Origin of the sequence: Shewanella sp. 5S214, from assembly GCF_041439795.1 — a bacterium.
GTDB classification, from domain to species: domain Bacteria; phylum Pseudomonadota; class Gammaproteobacteria; order Enterobacterales; family Shewanellaceae; genus Shewanella; species Shewanella vesiculosa.
In genome coordinates this window covers 1-19,138 of sequence record NZ_JBGOOV010000046.1, presented here as the reverse complement: position 1 = coordinate 19,138, position 19,138 = coordinate 1, and the positions used below count along the sequence as shown (strand labels likewise).

At 40.1% G+C, this 19,138-nt stretch carries 16 protein-coding genes; 8 read left to right on the top strand and 8 right to left on the bottom strand.

Annotated features, from left to right (window positions below):
* Positions 1-197: 197 nt before the first annotated feature.
* The 7 genes from ACED29_RS20355 to ACED29_RS20325 form a co-directional block, all read right to left on the bottom strand.
* Positions 198-1,193 (bottom strand): hypothetical protein, encoded by a 996-nt coding sequence (locus ACED29_RS20355; protein ID WP_347691042.1) that lies wholly within the window; start codon positions 1,191-1,193, stop codon positions 198-200.
* 60 nt (positions 1,194-1,253) lie between these two features.
* Entirely contained in the window at positions 1,254-1,562 is a 309-nt protein-coding gene (locus ACED29_RS20350; protein ID WP_371698586.1) for a hypothetical protein, read from the bottom strand.
* Positions 1,563-2,012: 450 nt separating this feature from the next.
* Positions 2,013-3,077, bottom strand: a complete 1,065-nt coding sequence (locus tag ACED29_RS20345; protein WP_347691044.1) for an Abi family protein — start codon at positions 3,075-3,077, stop codon at positions 2,013-2,015.
* Between the two features lie 433 nt (positions 3,078-3,510).
* On the bottom strand, positions 3,511-3,795 hold the full coding sequence (locus tag ACED29_RS20340) for a hypothetical protein (RefSeq protein ID WP_347691045.1): 285 nt from the start codon (positions 3,793-3,795) through the stop codon (positions 3,511-3,513).
* Positions 3,796-4,312: 517 nt separating this feature from the next.
* Positions 4,313-5,314, bottom strand: a complete 1,002-nt coding sequence (locus ACED29_RS20335) for a DUF4062 domain-containing protein (RefSeq protein WP_371698585.1) — start codon at positions 5,312-5,314, stop codon at positions 4,313-4,315.
* A 188-nt stretch (positions 5,315-5,502) separates the two neighbouring features.
* Positions 5,503-6,834, bottom strand: a complete 1,332-nt coding sequence (locus ACED29_RS20330; protein WP_371698584.1) for a reverse transcriptase domain-containing protein — start codon at positions 6,832-6,834, stop codon at positions 5,503-5,505.
* A gap of 36 nt (positions 6,835-6,870) precedes the next feature.
* A complete protein-coding gene (locus ACED29_RS20325; protein ID WP_371698583.1) occupies positions 6,871-7,491 on the bottom strand; it encodes an SLATT domain-containing protein in 621 nt (206 codons plus the stop codon).
* A 1,201-nt stretch (positions 7,492-8,692) separates the two neighbouring features.
* On the opposite strand from ACED29_RS20325, the gene ACED29_RS20320 reads away from it, so the two are divergent.
* The 8 genes from ACED29_RS20320 to ACED29_RS20285 all read left to right on the top strand — a co-directional run bounded on the left by ACED29_RS20320 (position 8,693) and on the right by ACED29_RS20285 (position 18,796).
* Positions 8,693-9,199: a hypothetical protein gene (locus ACED29_RS20320; RefSeq protein WP_371698582.1), complete on the top strand. Its 507-nt coding sequence runs from the start codon at positions 8,693-8,695 to the stop codon at positions 9,197-9,199.
* A 51-nt stretch (positions 9,200-9,250) separates the two neighbouring features.
* A complete protein-coding gene (locus ACED29_RS20315; RefSeq protein WP_371698580.1) occupies positions 9,251-10,384 on the top strand; it encodes a tyrosine-type recombinase/integrase in 1,134 nt (377 codons plus the stop codon).
* 9 nt (positions 10,385-10,393) lie between these two features.
* Positions 10,394-10,975, top strand: coding sequence for a DUF2913 family protein (locus tag ACED29_RS20310; RefSeq protein WP_347690896.1), 582 nt, complete (start codon positions 10,394-10,396; stop codon positions 10,973-10,975).
* Between the two features lie 992 nt (positions 10,976-11,967).
* On the top strand, positions 11,968-13,509 hold the full coding sequence (locus tag ACED29_RS20305; RefSeq protein ID WP_371698578.1) for an ABC transporter substrate-binding protein: 1,542 nt from the start codon (positions 11,968-11,970) through the stop codon (positions 13,507-13,509).
* Positions 13,506-14,444 (top strand): ABC transporter permease, encoded by a 939-nt coding sequence (locus ACED29_RS20300; RefSeq protein WP_347690894.1) that lies wholly within the window; start codon positions 13,506-13,508, stop codon positions 14,442-14,444. Before ACED29_RS20305 ends, ACED29_RS20300 begins: the two co-directional genes overlap by 4 nt.
* A complete protein-coding gene (locus tag ACED29_RS20295; protein WP_347690893.1) occupies positions 14,438-15,238 on the top strand; it encodes an ABC transporter permease in 801 nt (266 codons plus the stop codon). Before ACED29_RS20300 ends, ACED29_RS20295 begins: the two co-directional genes overlap by 7 nt.
* Complete coding sequence (locus ACED29_RS20290; protein WP_347690892.1) at positions 15,235-16,650, top strand: ATP-binding cassette domain-containing protein; 1,416 nt, start codon at positions 15,235-15,237, stop codon at positions 16,648-16,650. Before ACED29_RS20295 ends, ACED29_RS20290 begins: the two co-directional genes overlap by 4 nt.
* A complete protein-coding gene (locus ACED29_RS20285) occupies positions 16,628-18,796 on the top strand; it encodes a TonB-dependent siderophore receptor (protein WP_371698589.1) in 2,169 nt (722 codons plus the stop codon). The genes ACED29_RS20290 and ACED29_RS20285 overlap by 23 nt, the downstream gene beginning before the upstream one ends.
* Positions 18,797-19,000: 204 nt before the next feature.
* Here the strand turns inward: ACED29_RS20285 and ACED29_RS20280 are convergent.
* The coding region (locus ACED29_RS20280; RefSeq protein ID WP_371698588.1) for a transposase at positions 19,001-19,138 on the bottom strand (138 nt) is incomplete at its 5' end.

Sequence of the window (19,138 nt, the reverse complement as noted above, 5' to 3'; positions counted from 1 at the left end):
GCCTAGTGCAGTGAAAGTTGCACGCTGGGTTCTTAGGAGGGCGGCACTTGGTAACAAGTGTCGTCTATCCGACAATAACTGCTTAGTGCGGTCACTCTAAACCGTAGCTGGACAAAACCTTTTTAGAGTTTCTACTTAATTTAACTAATCACAAATTACGTCAGGTATGGAAAACACCATTTTTGGAGGCAAATTTTCTATTCAACTAAATGATTAACTGACTTTAAGAATCCTCGCATATTCGAGTTTGGATCTTCAATGGGAAACTCACCGTATTCAAATTTTAAAGTATCCCACAGGGATGTTAATTTCTGTTTACGTCGAAAAAAAGGGTGTATCCATACCGTAGATAGATAAGATGATTTTGGAGCTTGTACGATCATAGTAACGAGACCAACTAAACATTGTTTGATTTCACTACCATCTAATGTTGGCAAGTCTTCTAGAAAAGGGTAAGCAATAACATCGCGCCATCCATCGTTACTTATATCCCAAGACATACCATCACCGCATTCTTGTGATTGATAGCGTCTTATTGCTACACAAGCAAGCTTTTGCCAATCTGGAGAATTAATGGTTATCGTTTCATCAAAAGACATACCTTTTGGTGCAGGTATAGCTCTAATTAAGCCAGCACTTACTTCATCGTAAAGAATATTACTGGCAATATCGCTATTTTTAATATCATTGATATTTTTATGATTGATGTTAACAAACAGCTCAGAGAGGAGAGAGTCTTCGTCATATTCTCTCAAAATAGGTTCAGGCCGCTTACCTTTCTTGTTTAATCCTCGAGAGGCAGAATTTCGTTCAATGCTGATAACATGAAATAAACCATCCGGTAAATTTTTGAACCAAGAAATACTGTCAGCCCAGTACAGCATTCTAGGATTCATCCTAATTTTTTTTATTAATATAATAGAGGCTTGTTCTGATGTTTGAGCAGTAATGTGAAGCATAGATGGCCGAAACAAGTATTTATTATCAGGGTACTGACTATTACAAAATGTCTCTAAAGCACTTAGGATTACATGTCTTTCTGAATCAGAAAGACATGTGACGACAATCGGAATATCTTCATCACATGCTTCATTATCAATCAAACAGTCTATCCCAAGACTAACAGCTTTAAGATTTCCATTTTCTAAACTTAGAGTATCAAGAAATTGTTTTTTCTTATCGCGTAAATCCATATGTCACCCTTCGTATAGAGTTTAAGTCAAAGACGTTCTATCAAGCACTTCTATTTATAATCAATAGGTTAGTGAAGTTCGTTGCTCTACAAAAATGATATCTGCACAATCCCAGTGACTGATATGACCATTGGTGCCAATCTCAAGCCCAAAGCTATCGAGTGATGTTCTACCACTGCTGTTTGTGATTATCTTTTTGTAAACTAGGTGCTTAAAGTGAGCTATAAACTTATGATTCACCAGTCCCTTCTTGTCTGTGATGCTAATGCCATTATTTTTTAAGCTGGATAAATAATCAGAAATTTTTACACCTAAAGTACCTTTTAAAAGGGTAAGCAACTTCATCTCATATGATGTATCTATCTTCATTTTCAACTCCTTTTCGTTTAGACATAACGATACACTGAAAAATTCAAATTACAAGCTTTTGCAAATCGTAAGTCATTGAACGATAACACAATAGTGCGTTACTGCAATTGATATTAATAGAACTAACATAACTTTATAGACTATGAAAAAACCTCGAACATTAGCTTTCCTATAGCAAAAACTTTATTAAACCAGTTTGTCTTGTGGTTTATTCAACTGACTCTGGGGCAATAACGGCTTAGAACGATCACTCTAAGACGTATCTGGACAGTAGTGAGTTATTGATCTTACTCATTTAGCGATAGATGGATTGCGTCGGATATAGAAAATTTTATCAAATTAAGACATATTCTGACTCTACTGACATATCCCTTAGTGTGTTTCTTAACTAAAAGAGCGTAGTTCAACAAGGCTAATCCAAGTAGTCTTGTTGATGCTAATTAATTGAATTTATTGTTTTACTTGAGTCGCATTGGGACGATTGCCTTGAACTGGAGCAGGTTTGGGAATAAAAGTAACATCAATACCAACAGTCAAAGGCCATGCTTTCCGTCTCTTTTGCATTGATTTGTTAGTGTAGAATACAAGATGTGACTTTTTGCAGCGTATAATCGCATAGTCGGCCGTCACACTAACTACTTCACCCTGGCGTCTGGTATTGATCTCATGCCTTTCTTTCCATTCAGTAATGTCTGGGACAGAAGGAAGTCCCGATGCTAACATTTTACTTCGCCATAGCGTATGTTTAGAGCAGGCTATTCCCATCAGTTTGTCGTTATCTATGACAGACAACAACTTTAAGTTGTTGGGGTTGATCCAACGAATGACTTTTAAGCACTGTTCGTAATGTGCAACAACAGTATTTATGCTGTCATCGGAATCAAATAAATCTGTTGCTTTCCAGATTGGTTCATGATGAGCGATACGATTTCTAAGTTTATTGATTTCGAATAAGTTTGCGCTAATATGGTTAATACTCAAAGATGTAGCGTTTAAGTCCTTAGCATATGGAAAAACTAAACTGTTAAGATTCGGCCAAAGCTCAATAATGGGAGGGTTAGCAGGATCTTGGCTTGAACGATGGTTTTTGTCTGTTAAGTGTACCCAAAAACCAAACGTTAGTTTTGCAATTATATTATCAGGGGTAATAGCTTTACCCTCTCTACCCAAATCACCCTTAGCTTTATTTATCTGTTGAAATGCTGGGCGATTATTTTGATTTGTATAAGAATTGCAAAACCAAAATCGGTCGATATTGCCTTTCTCTTGTGCCCAATCTAGTTGTTGAAAATTTATTTCGACTAACTGCTCATGGTATTCGATGTAAGCATTATTGATAGCATTGCGCAAAGAAACTTCTAATACTTGAAGCACTGGATAAAAGAGACCTGATAGTTGTTTGTTCCACGCATATAGTCCTAAGCTTTGCTCATCGCTTGCATCGCATAAGTTTGGATTTTTGTAAGTAGAGAGTCGAGGGCTTGATAGTGTTTTTATTATTGATTTTACAGGCATATTAGTGATCCGCTGTGATGATGATAAAGTATACCTATACTTCCGTTAGTGAACAAACTACTTGACATCGAGCTGAGATTAGCTAGAATTCAACTATCGACGGAAACGTCACTAGATTGAAAGCGCGGTACAGTGTGAAGCTGGTTGGTCTTAGACCCCGTTAGCGAGATATTTTCGAAGGGCTCCTTTTAGGAGCCTTTTTCGATCTTGCTCCTTTACCTCTATTCTTCTAACTCACTCTCATACCTAGTACACTCAGGAAAAGGTTATGTTTTCCCTTTTGTTTGGTTATTATTTGATCTAATGACAATTTCACCAGTTACCCCCCATTTTTAATGACTCGTAACTTGTTTAGGGGCAGAAGCGAGCTAGATTTCCCCTCATAGCCCGTTAAGGTCGCATTAGCACAAGTGCCATATTAGATTTCTTTGCTTTATTGAGTTGATACATCATCTAGATGTAGCTCTAGAACCTTACTAGATACGGTTAGTCGTTTTACTACCGTGTAAATGATATCATTTAGATGGACTATACTTCCCTCAGTGTTTTTTCCCTGAAGTTCTTTAGCATTAATCATATAACTAGGTATTCCACTTAGAAATACAAGCTTATATATTTCTGGAATTGGATGAGTTGTAATGATGTTTACCTCACCTTGATGCTTCTTCATGCGATTTTTAACATCATTTAAATAACCCTGGCTTTGTTTACTTAGCATATTGTGTTCCTTATAATTTTTCATAATCAGCTTACTTGGTTAGAAATAATTCTATTAATTGAGTGCATATTTTTATTCAGGCATGAGAATACCTCCTTTTGAAAAGAAATAACTTATTGAGAAGATGTAAGGGTAACGACGATATATAGTTTATATATTGAGTAGAACAATGGAGGCTAGAACTAGCCCATACCCTTATAATACCATAAACATTGAGCAAATGCAAATGATTATCATTTAGAATCTGATGCGCTGATGCTAAGTACACAAGGCAACTTGACGGACTAAGATGCGTATTGGACAAAACTGATTTAGAACTCAGACTCTAAAGCTGGGATTTTAGATTAGAAAATGTATAGTTCTAGGCCATGTTGTTGTAATGCCCACTTAGCTTGCGCAGCAAGGCAATACGGTAATTCCGCATTGCGCCATAATCTCTAAAACAGATTGGAAGTAAAATTGCCACGCGTTTCAAGTCAGGTTAGATTATTTGTTAGGCGACTATTACCGACAAGTTTTATTCACTTTTCCTAACAACTCTAGCTTCCAACATTTTTTGAGTCCCCAGGTCTGTTAACTCCCACCTAGATACTGCATCGTCAATATCAATGGAGATTAGGTTTAATGCCACAAACTGAATTCGAATAGTAAATAACACCTGAGTATCGACCAACAGGCTACTAATATTATAATTGTTCGTATCAGTACCACTATAATGTGAAGCTATAAACTCACTAATCGAGGTTTCATATGGTCTATCTACTAAGAAAGGTGAAATAGTGCTAAAGAGATTTTTCCAAGTTGTTTCTTTAGACCAACTAGCATATTGAGTCTCGTCATTAAAGCTGTTTGCATAAATTCTATAGTCGCCTTCAAGCATTATTCTACTATCAAAATTTGCTAACTCGGTTTCAGGAATGGGAGTTAAAGATGAATTTACCTCAGCTAACTCTATGCTTATCCTATTGTTTTCTTTCCTTAGTTCATTTATTTCAGCCAACAACTCAGGGGAAGCTGTTGAATCAGCTCGCACCCAGCCTATAGCAGGAAACATTTTAATGGTTTTGTTTAAACTGAGTGAAACTTGACCTGGCAATTGCGCTGGATTATCCCAAAAACGAATTAAACGACCATTACTTACTTTATCGCGAAAATTTTGCAATTTTTGATAATTAGCTTCGTCATTTTCTGATTTAGCCCTTGGTAATTCATTTGGTGACTTATGTAACAATGCGATTACTTTAATACCTTTACTTACAGCATAATCAAATTCTTTTTCTGTATAACTGAGCCCGTCATCAGCGGTAGAACCGTAACGACCTCCGATTATTAACAGGTAATAATCACAGTCATCAATAATTTTTTTAATGAATTCCCACTGTTCTTCATCTGCTGCAGGAAATAATTCCATTCCCGCAGGAATGCAATCCATCTCCATCAATGTTTGCAACACACTTTGCCTTTCTTCTTGAAGGTCAACATAGGTAGAACTCACAAAAACTTGATAACGCTTATCCATAAAATTCCCAGTTCATTTTAATTAACACAAATTCAGCGCTGTACTGCGACCATGTAGTCTAACATTCGTACAGTGCGCATGCGTATTTAATAAGCCTACAAAGACTAGGCGGAGTTGATCGGACACTTATGACGGACTGACATCTAGATCGAACTTAAAGTCACGAGCACCTATTGGAAGGTATTTAGTTAGTAGCTAAAATCTTTGATATCTACTTCTAGATCTTTGACTTGGCTACCAATTTTCTTATGGAATTCGTATTTTATTTCAGTATCATTTAAGCCTTTAAGTTCGTAACCAAAGTACTTAACCAAAACCCCCCTCATCTGAGCAATATCATAATCATCAAAATTTGGTACATAACTAGTCTCATATTTTCTATGAGTGATCTCTTTGAATGAACGCACAAATTTCTTGGGAACTACATCAACTTCAAATCGCTTGCACAGTTTCGATACATAATGATCAAGTCTATGAAGAAGCTGTTCATCATTAATTTCTGAAAAGAAAAATAACCAACCTTTGCTCTTATTTTCGAATATACACCCTGTAATTCGTAAATTAATTCTCCATTCGAGAAATTCTTGCCTAGGAGAACTCGCATGTTTGTGGCTAGTAAAGATACCAGCTAATGATGACTTTAGGTTCTCTATGGTTCCATTCCTAGCTGATATTAACGTCCCCTTAAAATCATAACCTAGATAGTCGAAACCATTAAGTATTGTGTCAATTTTTGATTTCTCAGGGCTTTTTATAGGGCAGTGAACTGTTAGCCCAACAGCTTTGAATTTACTGATAACTTTATCAGCAATCTGCTTAGACTTATGCTGTTGACACAATATAAGGACATCATCGACATACCTGTAGCATTTTGTATTTGGAATCGAAGATAGGTATCTATCTATGTTTTGAAGGTATATAGCCGCCAATATATTAGATATAGCTAATCCTTGTGGTATTCCTATCTTCGCTGGCTCATCATGTGGCCTTGAAACTGGAACTGTTGGGGAGCATATAGCCGAGGTAATAAAATCTAGTATGGAATCAATACGGATTCGTTTTCTTAGCTGTTTCAACAAGATGTCATGTTTTATTGAGGGGTAAAAATTAAAAACATCTAACTTTATATAACTATCATAGTAACCTGTTTCAATATCAGACTTTACTTCTTTGATAACATTTTGAGGTAACTTAAACTCTACTACAGGTTTGAATCGATCTTGTAAAAATCTGCACATGGCTTTCAGTGCAATACGATCACGTACTGTTGGAATTGAGATTTCTCTCGGTACTTTATTTCTGCCTTTACTGATCAGTTTTAATTTATACTTTGTGAACTGATATGAACCATCCTTTGCTTTCCTAGAAAGTATCTCAGTTTGACTATCCAGTTGTTTTCTAAAAGCATACTGGTTTAGGTTATCAATTCCAGTTGCACCTGAATACACGATATATTCAGTAAAAATTTCTTTCAAGTTCTCTAATTCGAACTCTTTATTAAACTGATCTTGTACTTTCATGTTCTTCCTTGAAAACTACTATTGAAGTAGAACAGCTTAAGACTTAAGCCAACACATAATTATTACTGGTAGAGCGTATAAAAAAGATAGGGCTATAAGACGTTTGATAAAATAGAAGAAAAACTGAATTTTTTGATAAGTTCTAGGCACATGCGTAATCGTTGATGCAGGCAATGGTTTAGATGTAGATGCTGTTGGATCGGCATTTACAATCGTGTTGTTTGATGACCAATAATCGGTACAAAGAGCTATAACATAATCTTCATCAGTGTGATTTTCACAGGCGTTTAAAGATTGCTCATAGTCTTTTGAAATTATCGATAAAGTTACTTTATCATCTCCATTTTCTTCGTTGTGCTTAGCTTTTAAATGTAAGCTCTTGAGTCCAATGTAGCACTCTTTGATCAGGCTTGCTCTTTCCTTGAAGGATAAGCCATTGATAAAGCATGACATGACTAAAACAAGAACGGAGTACGCTACCCAGTAAGTAGCACTTATCTGCGATTGAGGATCATTTAGATAATAGATTGAAACTGCAACAGAAAAGAATGAATACCACAATAACAATAATTGTGATTGAAAAGAATTTGATAAAAGTCGTTTTTCAGCCCTTATCCGAGCTTTCCTTGTCCACCAAATATTACTAGATAGTCCCACTATTCTTCTCCATAAATTAGTAGTGTGTCCCAAGGAGTTTGTGAGTTATCAGGTTAACACCCATACAGGGCAAGCACGAAGCTAAGAGCAAGCTCTTCAAAATTAGTTTCACTCTCAAGAGAGTGGGCAACACAAGTGTTACCACTCCTTGAAACACTTCAGTAATGTAAGGGAACTGTGATATGTATACAATAGAAAAGTTCTTAAAAGTAGATACTTGCTGCATTAATAAGATGAATATACAGAGAGATAGTACCACGCTGATGGTGTTAGAACAGTTAGCGCGCTCATTGATATGACAGAGCTTAGAATCAATATCCAAAAACTTTGGAATGTGTTACAAGAATGTAGATTAGACTCAGGGAAGAAAGAGTAGTGAGCATATTTGAACTTGATGATTGGTGAGAGCTTCTTTGACATTTAGGTGGCCAAAATAACTATGCCACTTGTATCTACAACTAGCTTAGGGATTTCACTACTTAAATTGAATAGTCCTTGGAAGTCAGCAGAATCCCCATGAGAAAAAGTATTGCAATTTCAGTTATGCTATCCGCCACTGAGTAATTACGTTAACAAGGAATGGGGCAGAAATGTGTTAGTCCTTAACTGGCTTCCTTACCAAAATCGCCAAAAAATATAAAACTATATTATAAATGATCAAACACTATTAAGAATTATCAAACTTTAATATAAACGCACAGATATTAAAGCACAGAAAAATTGACTTCTAGCCGTAGGGAAAACAAAGATGCAAGCGTTAGGTACAGAAATGAGAAAGCTAATTTAAATTTGTTTTGGGGTGATAAAGAACCAAACAAGGTATCAGTCCGAATTAGCTTTAAGTTAAATTTGTACTTGGTTCTAATAGATGGTACCTACACACTGTCTCTGCAAAAGTTTAGCTTTAGTGGATAAGCTTTATTATTTCCAATCAGTTCGTATACAAACTTAACCTTCTTCCAAAACTCACAAATTCGGGTCCAACTTAATTGCGAGTTTGTAAAATGGTGTACCCATAAAACTCAAGATTAAGGTCAAGTCATTCAACCCCTAACTTTAGATAACTGTAATTATGTTAAGTTAAGATTTACTTTAAACCCATTTAGTATTATGGTGTACCCATATTACAAATCTGGCTAATCTTCTTCATCATTCGCTTGGTTTATGAAAATTTGAAAAAGAGGTATTTGAGGGCTGAATTATGGAAGAGAAAGAGTATGTGGCACCACAATGGAGTTATGATTTTTATGAGCCCAAAGGAAAACGGATGCGGCTCCTATCAATTGAGGAAGTTCAATTATCTTCTCGATTACTGAATAGAAACGTAAAACATACCAATTGCTCAACTCACCCTGAACGATATAAATCCAACTTTAAAGCTTACGTTCCTTATGCCGAAAAAATTTGGTTGTCAGTTTGTCGTGCTATTCGCAATATATCGGCTTTGCCGGTACATGCCGTTTATCATCATGACATGGATGCCTTAAACCATGATTTATCACTTATTTTTTCTGATACTGGTTGGCGTTGGATTCGTAAAGAAATCAGTCAGTTAAAAAAGCGCTCTAGAAAATCGAGGTTTGAATTGTCCGCAGATCTACTAGATGAGCTCAAATCAATTATGGCCAGAGAAAAACTTACCACATTTGATGCAGTCATTGATTATCTGGTGACACTAGATAAGGATTTAAGGTCGGATGAAGAATAACTCAGTGTTTTTCTATATTGCTGACAATATTGAGGATTAATAAAGGAGAAAATGATGCCGTCATTGACTAAAAATCAGAATTATTCTGTTAAACTGAGTTCTAAGCCAGATATTAACCCTCGCAAAGTCAATGACTTACTTCTTGATGATGTCTCTATCATGCAAAATGAGTTACGATCATTGCTCGATAGTGATATTGAAACGGCTAATTTTGACCGCATTTCAGAATTAATTTCAATGTTGTTGCATGACTTTGAATTGTCATCCTGTGACATGAAAGCGAACACCTTAAAATCCCTTAATCAGAATTGGTACCAATTCTGTAAATGGTGTACAGGTATGTCCATAGTCCCAATTCCATGCTCTGTAGACCATTTTAAAAAGTACATCCTTGAACATTCAACACGAGTAAAGTTTAATACATTAAAAGTCTACTCTTGGGCTGTTCAAACCATGCATTTGGCCGCAGGTTTACCGTCGCCTACTGAATCATTAACAATCAAAAAAATGTTTGAAAATATTGAAAGTAGCAAGCTGACGGATGGTGAATTTACGACCCAGGCATCTGCATTCAATGAGACTCACTTAGAAGTTCTAACCCAAGTTTTTTCACAAAGTCAGAAACTAATAGATTTAAGAGATTTGGCTTTATTAACAATGTCTTATGAATCTATGTTGCGTGAGTCAGAGTTGGCTAGAGCGACCTTTGAACAGATAAGTTTTACCCGAGATGGTAGAGGAATTTTGCTGGTGCCTATCACTAAATCACGTCATTCAGGTGAACCAGATAAAGTTATTTTAAGTTTACGATGCTTGGACTTGATTGATCATTATGTGACGTTAGCGAGGATTGAGCGAACCGGTTTAATTTTCAGAAAAGTCCATAAATCGAACAAAATAGGCGTTCAAAAGAACCCATTATCAGGGGTAGCGATCGATAACATTTTTCAGAATGCCTTTAGTGTTGTGTCGGAATACTCACCGGGTCTTGTTAGAGGATGCGTTCCTTGGAGTGGCCATTCAGCCCGAGTAGGTGCCTGTCAAGATTTGCTAGCCGCAGGTTATTCACCTTTGGAAGTGCAAGTCTCTGGTCGTTGGAGTTCGCCGGCAATGGTTTACAGATATGGCCGTGACATTCTTGCAGAAGATGGCGCAATGGCAAAATTTCGGTCTGAAAAAAAGTAGGAGAGTGGAATGACGCAGTATTACGAAACCTTGAAAGATGTGTGTGAAAATGCACTATTAAATATGTACTTAGAGGTAAGTAGTAATAATAGATTCACGCCTATAGAAAAACGAACACAAATAATAAAAAAGTTTATTAAGCCTAAATTGAAGATGTCGAAGTACAAAGTCATAAAACCAGAATTAAAAAGATTAGCGTTAGTTAAAGCAACGATCTCCCTTGAGTCCGAACTGCATAAATTACTAACTAACATGCTGGAATATAAAAGAAAAGGTGATGCGGAAGCGCTACTGTTTGATTTTCTAGGCAATATTCATGTTTGGACAGGGTTAATGATACAGGTAGCCAACAAATTTACCGTGGCAGAGCCTGGTAACGTTTATTTGTTGGAAGATGAGACTTTTTCTAAGTTAGATAAAGATGGCCACTACATTAAGCCAATCAATCTGTTTGTATATCTTGATACAGATAATGATTTAAATACAGTTTTATCACAAATACAGCAGGATGAACGTTTTAACATTTCTGTCTCAGAAAGGTTCGATACTCATGCCAAATTAAACGTTTTACCAGTTAATGAACTTCAATAGACGAAAAAAAACCAGCAAAAGCTGGTTTTCTTCCCCAAGGGACCCCTCCCTCAGTTGGAGGACACACTATGAAAAATTGTCAAAACAACTTCATAATGAGTACAAATCTATTTTACTTTAGTGATGACAAATTTGTAAACAGTTTTACTAGTTTTAAGTAAATTATACCGATATTAGTTTCAATAAATCTAACTTGATTCAATTGTTGTTAATCAAATAGTGGTCACTATGCGGTAGAAAGGTAGTGAAGTTGGTATATTTAGCAAGTCCAAAATAGTACCTGAAATAGAATTGAAAATTGAATTATTAGAGTAAAATATAAGAATGTACAAGGAGTATCAGTTATGAATGCAAGACCTATGATTTCATCTACTAAGTTAGTTTACAGTAATGATCTATTCAGTATTTACATAGCGACTAACAGTGAGCAAGAGTCACCGTTATGCTCACGTAAACCTGCGTTTGTGTATTTTAAAGGGGAGTTTTACAGTATGAAACGATCAAGTATAGAGCCATGTTCTAGGGCACAAACTGAGTATTTGTTATCAGTCATGACACGTTTTGGGACGTTCTAGTCAATGACACACAGTTCATTTAACAAATACCAAGAGATACATATGAAATTAATGAAAACGTTAGGATTGATCCGCAACTTAGCATCTCTGCTATAAGTAAGGAGTTATCTAGCTACGCTATTAGTAGGATAGTTAATATTTATGGCTCTCTATTGTGTTGATTTTAATACAAATAAAGCCATACAAACGCTTAAAATAATGATTTAACACTTTGTCCGTGAATTTTCTGAATAGTACTATGCATTTGCTTATTCATTATGCTGCTCTCCAGTTATTTAGAAATTAATTCCATCTCAATCATTTTTCAAGGGTAATTTAAATATCATAGATAATAATGATTTATAAATTGTGATCAACCCGGTATTAACGAACATGGATATTAAGAGATGATTAATTTTTGTATTTGGCTTCAAACTCATGACGAAATCATTAATCAAAGCGACGCTTATTAGTACATTTTTTATACTTCTGTGTGTTTCAAATGGGTGCACACAACCTCCGAGAGATGATCGGTTAATCATTAGTGGTCCATTTGAGACGATCAGCTTAGACCTCGCTAGAGCTGGGTTTATTTTCAGTCGATTGCAAATCGTCGAAACACTAGTCGAAGTGAACAACGAAGGCGAACTAAAGCCCGGGTTAGCAACGTCCTGGGACAGTAACCAAGATGCTACTATATGGCGTTTTTACCTCAGACCTGATGTGACATTTCACAACGGAACCACCATGGATGCGGCGGCGGTGGTGAAGAGTTTACAAATAGCGCTCAGTAAGCCTACTCCGTTTAACCGGCAGCTCATCACTAATGTCTCTGCTATTGACGCTCATACGGTTGAATTTCGGCTGCAGTCTACTTATCGTCCTTTTGCCGCAGTGCTGACTAACTATACCACGGCGATTCTGGCTCCAGCATCGTTTGACGATAAAGGAAAGGTTATTAAACTCCTAGCAACAGGTCCTTACCTGATGACCGAATTTGACCCACCTCATATGGTCAGAGTCTCTCGCTTTAACCAGTATTATGGTGCTAAGGCACATATTCTCCATGTTGACTATATTACCGGCCATCGCCCCGAAAGCCGCGCCTTAATGGTACAAGGCGGGAGTGCGGATATTGTCTACAACCTCGACCCAGCAAGTGTGAAATTGCTGAAAAATTCAGCTGAAGTAAGTGTTAACTCAACGGCCATTCCGCGCACAATTCTTATCAAACTCAATGTTGCTGATCCGCTACTGCATTCACTCGAGTTGCGTCAGGCGTTGAGCCTGGCTATCGACCGCAAAGGGATTGCTGATGGGATCATGCATCTGCCCGGTGCAGAAGCTAATCAAATATTTGGTCCGTCGATGGGGATTTGGCATGTTTCATCGTTGCCAGTACCTGCGCAAGATCTTAACAAGGCGCGGGCACTACTGGCAGCTGATGGTTGGCAACCAGATAGTAATGGCGTGCTACAAAAACAGGGTAAAAGCTTCACGTTGAGTATGGTGACTTATGCCAATAGACCAGAGTTGGTAGTAATTGCCACAGCGCTACAAGCCCAGTGGGCTAAGCTTGGTATAACGCTCGATGTTCAGATGGAAAATGCCAGCGCAATCCCATTAGGACATACCGATGGTTCATTACAGACTGCGTTGATGGCCCGTAATTTTGCCAATATTCCAGATCCATTGACGGTGTTGCTAGCAGATTTCAATACACCTCAAGGGGGGGATTGGGGGGCAATGAACTGGAACGACCCGGCATTCTTCCGGTTATTACAGCAAACCACGCAAGCAACTGGTGCCGACTATGAGAGTGATGTACAACAACTGAGTACTCATCTGGCACAGACCCTGCCGATGATCCCAGTACTCTACTATGTTCAACAATCTGCCGTTGCCAAGCGAGTGAAAGGTTTCAGTTTTGATCCCTATGAACGTTCATTTCGCATTGCCAACATGGAGTTGCATCAGTGAAAGGCATCTTAATTAAACGCCTTGTTCAACTGCTGATGATGGCGTGGAGCGTGGGTACTATCACTTTTATTCTCAGCCGTATGTTGTCTGGGGACATGGCTTATAGAATTGCTGCTGGTCGTTATGGAGATGATGCGGTAACTGCTGCTGCAGCAGCTGCCGTACGCCAAGAGCTAGGGCTGAACAATCCGGTATGGCTACAATATTTTCATTGGCTGGGGGAGTTGCTGCAGTTCAATTTAGGTAACAGTTTGGTGAGTGGTAATCCAATTACGGCAGAGCTGCAGCATCAGTTGGGTTACAGCTTGATACTAGCCTTTGCCGCACTGTTGTTATCGATGTTGCTTGCCCTACCTCTAGGGCTTATCTGTGGTTTTCAGGCCAATAAATGGGTTGATCGCTGCGGTTTACTTGTCTCAACGTTTCTGCGTTCACAACCGGTATTTTGTCTGGGACTTATCCTTATTTTACTGTTTTCCATAAAGCTGAAATGGTTCCCTGTCGCCGGTTTTGACTCCCTGTCCCACTTGTTTTTACCAGCATTGACACTGGCACTCAGCCTAGCAGCACTCTCCAGCCGGGTGATAAGAAACAGTACGCTGCGAGTGATCCACAGTGACTATTATCTTTTTTCCAGAATCAAAGGGCTTAGTGAACTACAGACTTTCAGATGTCACGGCATCCGTAATATTGCGTTGCCCGTAGTTGCGTTCATGGGTATCCAGCTGGTAGGGCTTATTGAAGGGGTAATCATGGTCGAAAGCCTGTTTGCCTGGCCGGGAATTGGTCATGGTTTGTCTCATGCTGTTTTCTCCCGAGATATCCCAATGCTACAAGGTACAGCACTCACCTGCGGGGTGCTATTTGTAGTAATTAATACCTTGGTGGATGGTTGTTGCTATCTGCTAGACCCAAGGAGCAAGGTGTCATGCTGAAGAATAGCTTAAAGCGAATGAGCCTAGGGCAATGGACTGGCGCTAGTATATTAATACTATTGCTACTGAGTGCTTGGATGGTGCCTTTATTCGGGCATTCTCAACCCAATCTGCAACATCTTCAGCACAGCTTTGCACCCGCCAGCGCCCAATTACCGTTGGGTTCTGACCAGTTCGGTCGCGATATGTTGGCACGACTTGCCGCAGCGGTAAGGTTGTCATTTGGACTCAGTTTATTATGTGTCGGGTCGTCAGCATTCATCGGCGTGTCATTAGGTGTAATGGCGGCCTGGAGCAGTAAACGGATTGATACAGTTATCAACTTTATTGCTAACACCGTAATGTCATTGCCCGGATTAGTGCTAGTGCTCTTGGTGGCAGGACTAGCGCCAGGCTCATTTGCCATGCTTTATCTGGGGATCTCTCTGACGCTCTGGGTGGAATATTTCCGCGTAGTACGCGCGACCGTGCAACCACTTGTCAATGGGCCTGAGTTGCAGTCCTCCATGATGTTAGGTTTTGGTCGTTGGTATCAGTTTCGTCGTCATATCTGGCCGTCAATCTCAGGTAATGTGCTGACACTGGCGGCATTCGGCGCCGCGACGTCTATTCTGATGATGGCTTCTACTGGTTTTGTCTACGCCGGGCTTAAGCCCCCCACATCTGAGTTGGGACTGATGATTGTTGAGCTGTTTCCTTACTTTGCTGAAGCAACATGGGTGTTATTACAGCCGCTGTGCATCCTGCTGTTAATGGTGCTGGGATTTAATTTGCTTGCGGGCCAAAAAGCATGAATGAACTGATTTCCATCAAGGATCTGAGTATCCGCTCAGCCACCGAAATGCTAGTAGATTCACTGTCACTGACATTGACACAAGGCGAACCACTGACAATTCTTGGCGAAACTGGCTCAGGTAAAAGTCTGTTAGCACAGGCGATTATGGGAACATTACCGGCAGGGCTAATCTGCCAGGGATACCTAGCACTTAACCACCAGTCCATGACAGCAAATGAACGCCGGCAGTACTGGGGGCGCTACCTGTCGATGTTGCCGCAGGAACCTTGGCAATCACTCGATCCCGTGATGCAAAGTCGGGAGCAGGTTGCCGAAGTTTACCGGGAGGTGTTGGCATATTCATCCGCTGATGCACTAAAGGCTACGCAGATACAACTGCAACAGTTGGGATTGGCCGATATTCAACATAAATTGCCATCACAGTTATCCGGCGGGATGGCTCAACGATTAGCGTTCGCTGCAGCCACTGCTGCCGGAGCAAATATTATTATTGCTGATGAGCCAACTAAGGGTCTAGATACCCGCCAGCGAGACGGTATTGTTCAGTTACTTAAATTGCAGACAAAAGATGGTGGTTTACTGACCATCACTCATGATGTGGCCGTGGCTAAACAGCTGGGTGGACGCATTATCGTTATGCGTCATGGCAAGGTAGTTGAACAAGGAACTGCCTGTTCAGTGCTAACGAAACCTCATGCTGAGTACACCAAACAGCTAATTGCTGCAGCTCCCTGTTACTGGACTGAAGTTGCCGCCAAAAATTGTCATCAGCCACTGCTGACTGTTAATAATCTGACCCAGCAACGCAATGGTAAAACGCTGTTCCGCGATCTGTCTTTCACCGTGCATAGTGGTGAAATAATCGGCCTTTATGGCGATAGTGGCTGCGGGAAAAGTACCTTAGGTGATACGCTTTTAGGCTTGTTAGCGCCCAACTCCGGCGAGATTGAGTGGCACGCAAAAGTTCCGCGACATCAGAAATTGAAACTTTATCAAGATCCGCCCAGCAGCTTCAGCCCCGCAGCCTCCTTACAAACATTGCTAGAAGATGTTGTGCGCCATCATGGACTAAAGGCGGAACAGATCCCCCCACTACTACAAGAACTAACGCTTTCACCCAGATTACTCATGCGCACTAGCCACGATGTCAGCGGCGGTGAATTACAACGAATTGCGTTGTTGAGAGCAATGTTGCTGTCGCCCAAACTGCTGGTAGCTGATGAGCCAACCTCCAGGCTAGATCCCATTACCGCCAAACAAATAATTCTGTTGTTGGTCAAGGCCGCCCGCCAGCAACAATGTGCGCTGTTGCTGATAAGTCACGATGAAACACAGCTCAAAAAAGTCTGCGACCAGATTATCTACCTTCAGGATTACGCCCGTGAAAATGTCACCGTTCACCCAGTCTAATAACCCATTATGCCATTTATCGGTTGCTATCAGCAGCGCTTTGCTACTGTGTTGCTTGCCGACCATCTGTACAGCTGAAACAGTTCCCAATAGCACCAAGGTACAGACCGCTACTGACAACAGCAATATTGAACACATCGGTATTGTATCAAAGCGCATGCCTTTTCGTGGCGATGTGCCATTGAGCGCCTTACCCCAATCGGTGGCCGTCATCTCCGCTGACACACTGAACGAGCAGGGGATCACTGATTTCCAGAATACCATTGATCTGGCAAGTGGGATTTCCCGACAAAATACACTGGGGGGGCTATGGGATAGTTTTGCCATACGCGGTTTTGCTGGGGGTGAAAACCTGCCGGGAGGATATCTGATCAATGGTTATAGTGCTGGTCGCGGCTACAGCGGTAGACGCGATACGGTTAACATCCAGAGTATCGAAATTCTAAAAGGTCCTGGATCAGCACTATATGGTCGCAGTGAACCGGGCGGCACCATCAACATCATCACCAAAAAGCCGCAATTTTCCCCAGCAGGTTACGTACAGATTTCAGCTGGCAGCTATGACCATTATCGGGCAGAAGCTGATTACACCAATGCCATCAACGACAAGCTGGCATTCAGGGTCAATGGTGCATACGAAGATAATGGTAGCTTTCGCGATACCATTCATTCAACGAAATGGTTCTTTTCACCTTCTATTGATTTTGTGATCAACGACCGTACCAAGTTGAGCTACGAACTAGAACTACTGGATCAAAAAATCCCTTTTGATCGTGGCGTCGTCGTACAGAACAACAACTTTGAGCAGGTCAATCCCCTGAGTTTCTATGGCGAACCCGCTGATGGTCCCATGCACGTGCAGGCAATCGGACATCAGTTGACTCTGATACACGAACTCGCCAATAACTGGCAACTACTGACAGGTGTGGGATACCGCGATTCCTCACTGGAAGGATATTCATCAGAAGCAGAGCTGTCCGTATCAAGACAACTGCTGTACCAAGATAAAACGACACTTTCAAGACAACGGCGCTGGCGCGATTATGATGCTAAAGACTTGTCCGCAAGAATTGAATTAAGTGGGACATTTCAAGCTGGTGTTAAAAACCACATACTGATGGGAACCGATGGCTACCATTATCAGTTAGATTCCTTTTTGAAACGCTGGCGAGTGCCCCCCGGCGATGACACTTACAGTATCGATATCAACGCCCCAGTATACGGGCAGACACCACCCTCACTGCCAGTATCGAATGATGACCATGAGAAACAACGCGCATTTGGGATTTATCTACAGGATCAACTGGATTTAGCGCCCGAATGGAAAATGCTGTTGGGTATGCGCTTTGATCACTTCGAGCAACGCATTGCTAATAGCCTCACTGGTGGTGTGACACACCAGACACAAAATACCGTTAATCCCCGAGCTGGACTGGTATTTCAGGCTGACGACAACTTAAGTTTGTATGTCAGTTATGCTGAAGGTTTTCGCCCTAACTCTGGTACCAATGTGAACGGCATTCCTTTTGATCCAGAAAACAGTAAATCTTGGGAGACTGGCACTAAATTCGCGTTCTTTGATAATAATGTTATAGGTACATTGGCGCTGTTCCGCGCCGAAAAATCCAACATTTTGGCGGCTGATCCTGTCAATACCGGGTACACCGTCGCGTTAGGAAAAGCTCGCAGCAGCGGCATAGAACTCGACCTCAACGCATGGTTGTCAGACAACACCCAATTAGCACTGGCCTATGCCTATACCGAGGCGGAAACAGAAAACGATGTCATCAATCCTGATTGGGGAGTGAATATTCCTGCTGGAAGTCGTTTAGTCAATATCCCAAAGCACAAGCTAAATCTGACGCTGACGCAAGATTTTGAACTGTTTAGTAATAATACTAAAGCTGGGATCAACGCTACTTATGTGGATAAACGATTGGGTGACAGTGTGTCACCGGACTACGAACTGCCGGAATACACGTTGGTGCGCATCTTTGCCACACAGCAGATAGGGCAACACTGGCAGGTAAACGCCTCACTAAATAACTTATTGGATAAGAAGTGCTTTGTTAGCTCTTACGCGGCGTTATGGACTCAACCTGGAGAGCCAAGAACGGCAACAATAAGTGTCAAATATACGTTTTAATTTGGTGCTATGTATTAGCTTTAGGGACTTATCACCTTAATAAAAATCGTCTGGAAAAACAATTTTCCAGACTTTAATTTTTTTTGCTTTTCTGGAAAAGCGCTACAAAGAGTCAGGGAGAGTAAAATCTTAGAAATAGTCATAAATAAATATCTTAGAAATAGAATAACTAGGGTCTGTTGATCTTTGCTGTGCAAATGTTGATCAGCAATACATCGGCAGCCACATTAACATAAACGCCAGTGACACCATACTGGCGTAATTTTTTGCTAGCTTGTCATATCTTGTTGATATTGCTCGATAGTGTTTAATTCTTCCAAAAGCATTCTCCACTAAATGTCG

Coding starts and splice junctions, on each gene's coding strand:
- ACED29_RS20355 (WP_347691042.1), bottom strand. CDS start 1,193: ATGGATTTACGCGATAAGAAAAAACAATTTCTTGATACTCTAAGTTTA.
- ACED29_RS20350 (WP_371698586.1), bottom strand. CDS start 1,562: ATGAAGATAGATACATCATATGAGATGAAGTTGCTTACCCTTTTAAAA.
- ACED29_RS20345 (WP_347691044.1), bottom strand. CDS start 3,077: ATGCCTGTAAAATCAATAATAAAAACACTATCAAGCCCTCGACTCTCT.
- ACED29_RS20340 (WP_347691045.1), bottom strand. CDS start 3,795: ATGCTAAGTAAACAAAGCCAGGGTTATTTAAATGATGTTAAAAATCGC.
- ACED29_RS20335 (WP_371698585.1), bottom strand. CDS start 5,314: ATGGATAAGCGTTATCAAGTTTTTGTGAGTTCTACCTATGTTGACCTT.
- ACED29_RS20330 (WP_371698584.1), bottom strand. CDS start 6,834: ATGAAAGTACAAGATCAGTTTAATAAAGAGTTCGAATTAGAGAACTTG.
- ACED29_RS20320 (WP_371698582.1), top strand. CDS start 8,693: ATGGAAGAGAAAGAGTATGTGGCACCACAATGGAGTTATGATTTTTAT.
- ACED29_RS20315 (WP_371698580.1), top strand. CDS start 9,251: ATGATGCCGTCATTGACTAAAAATCAGAATTATTCTGTTAAACTGAGT.
- ACED29_RS20310 (WP_347690896.1), top strand. CDS start 10,394: ATGACGCAGTATTACGAAACCTTGAAAGATGTGTGTGAAAATGCACTA.
- ACED29_RS20305 (WP_371698578.1), top strand. CDS start 11,968: ATGACGAAATCATTAATCAAAGCGACGCTTATTAGTACATTTTTTATA.
- ACED29_RS20295 (WP_347690893.1), top strand. CDS start 14,438: ATGCTGAAGAATAGCTTAAAGCGAATGAGCCTAGGGCAATGGACTGGC.
- ACED29_RS20290 (WP_347690892.1), top strand. CDS start 15,235: ATGAATGAACTGATTTCCATCAAGGATCTGAGTATCCGCTCAGCCACC.
- ACED29_RS20285 (WP_371698589.1), top strand. CDS start 16,628: ATGTCACCGTTCACCCAGTCTAATAACCCATTATGCCATTTATCGGTT.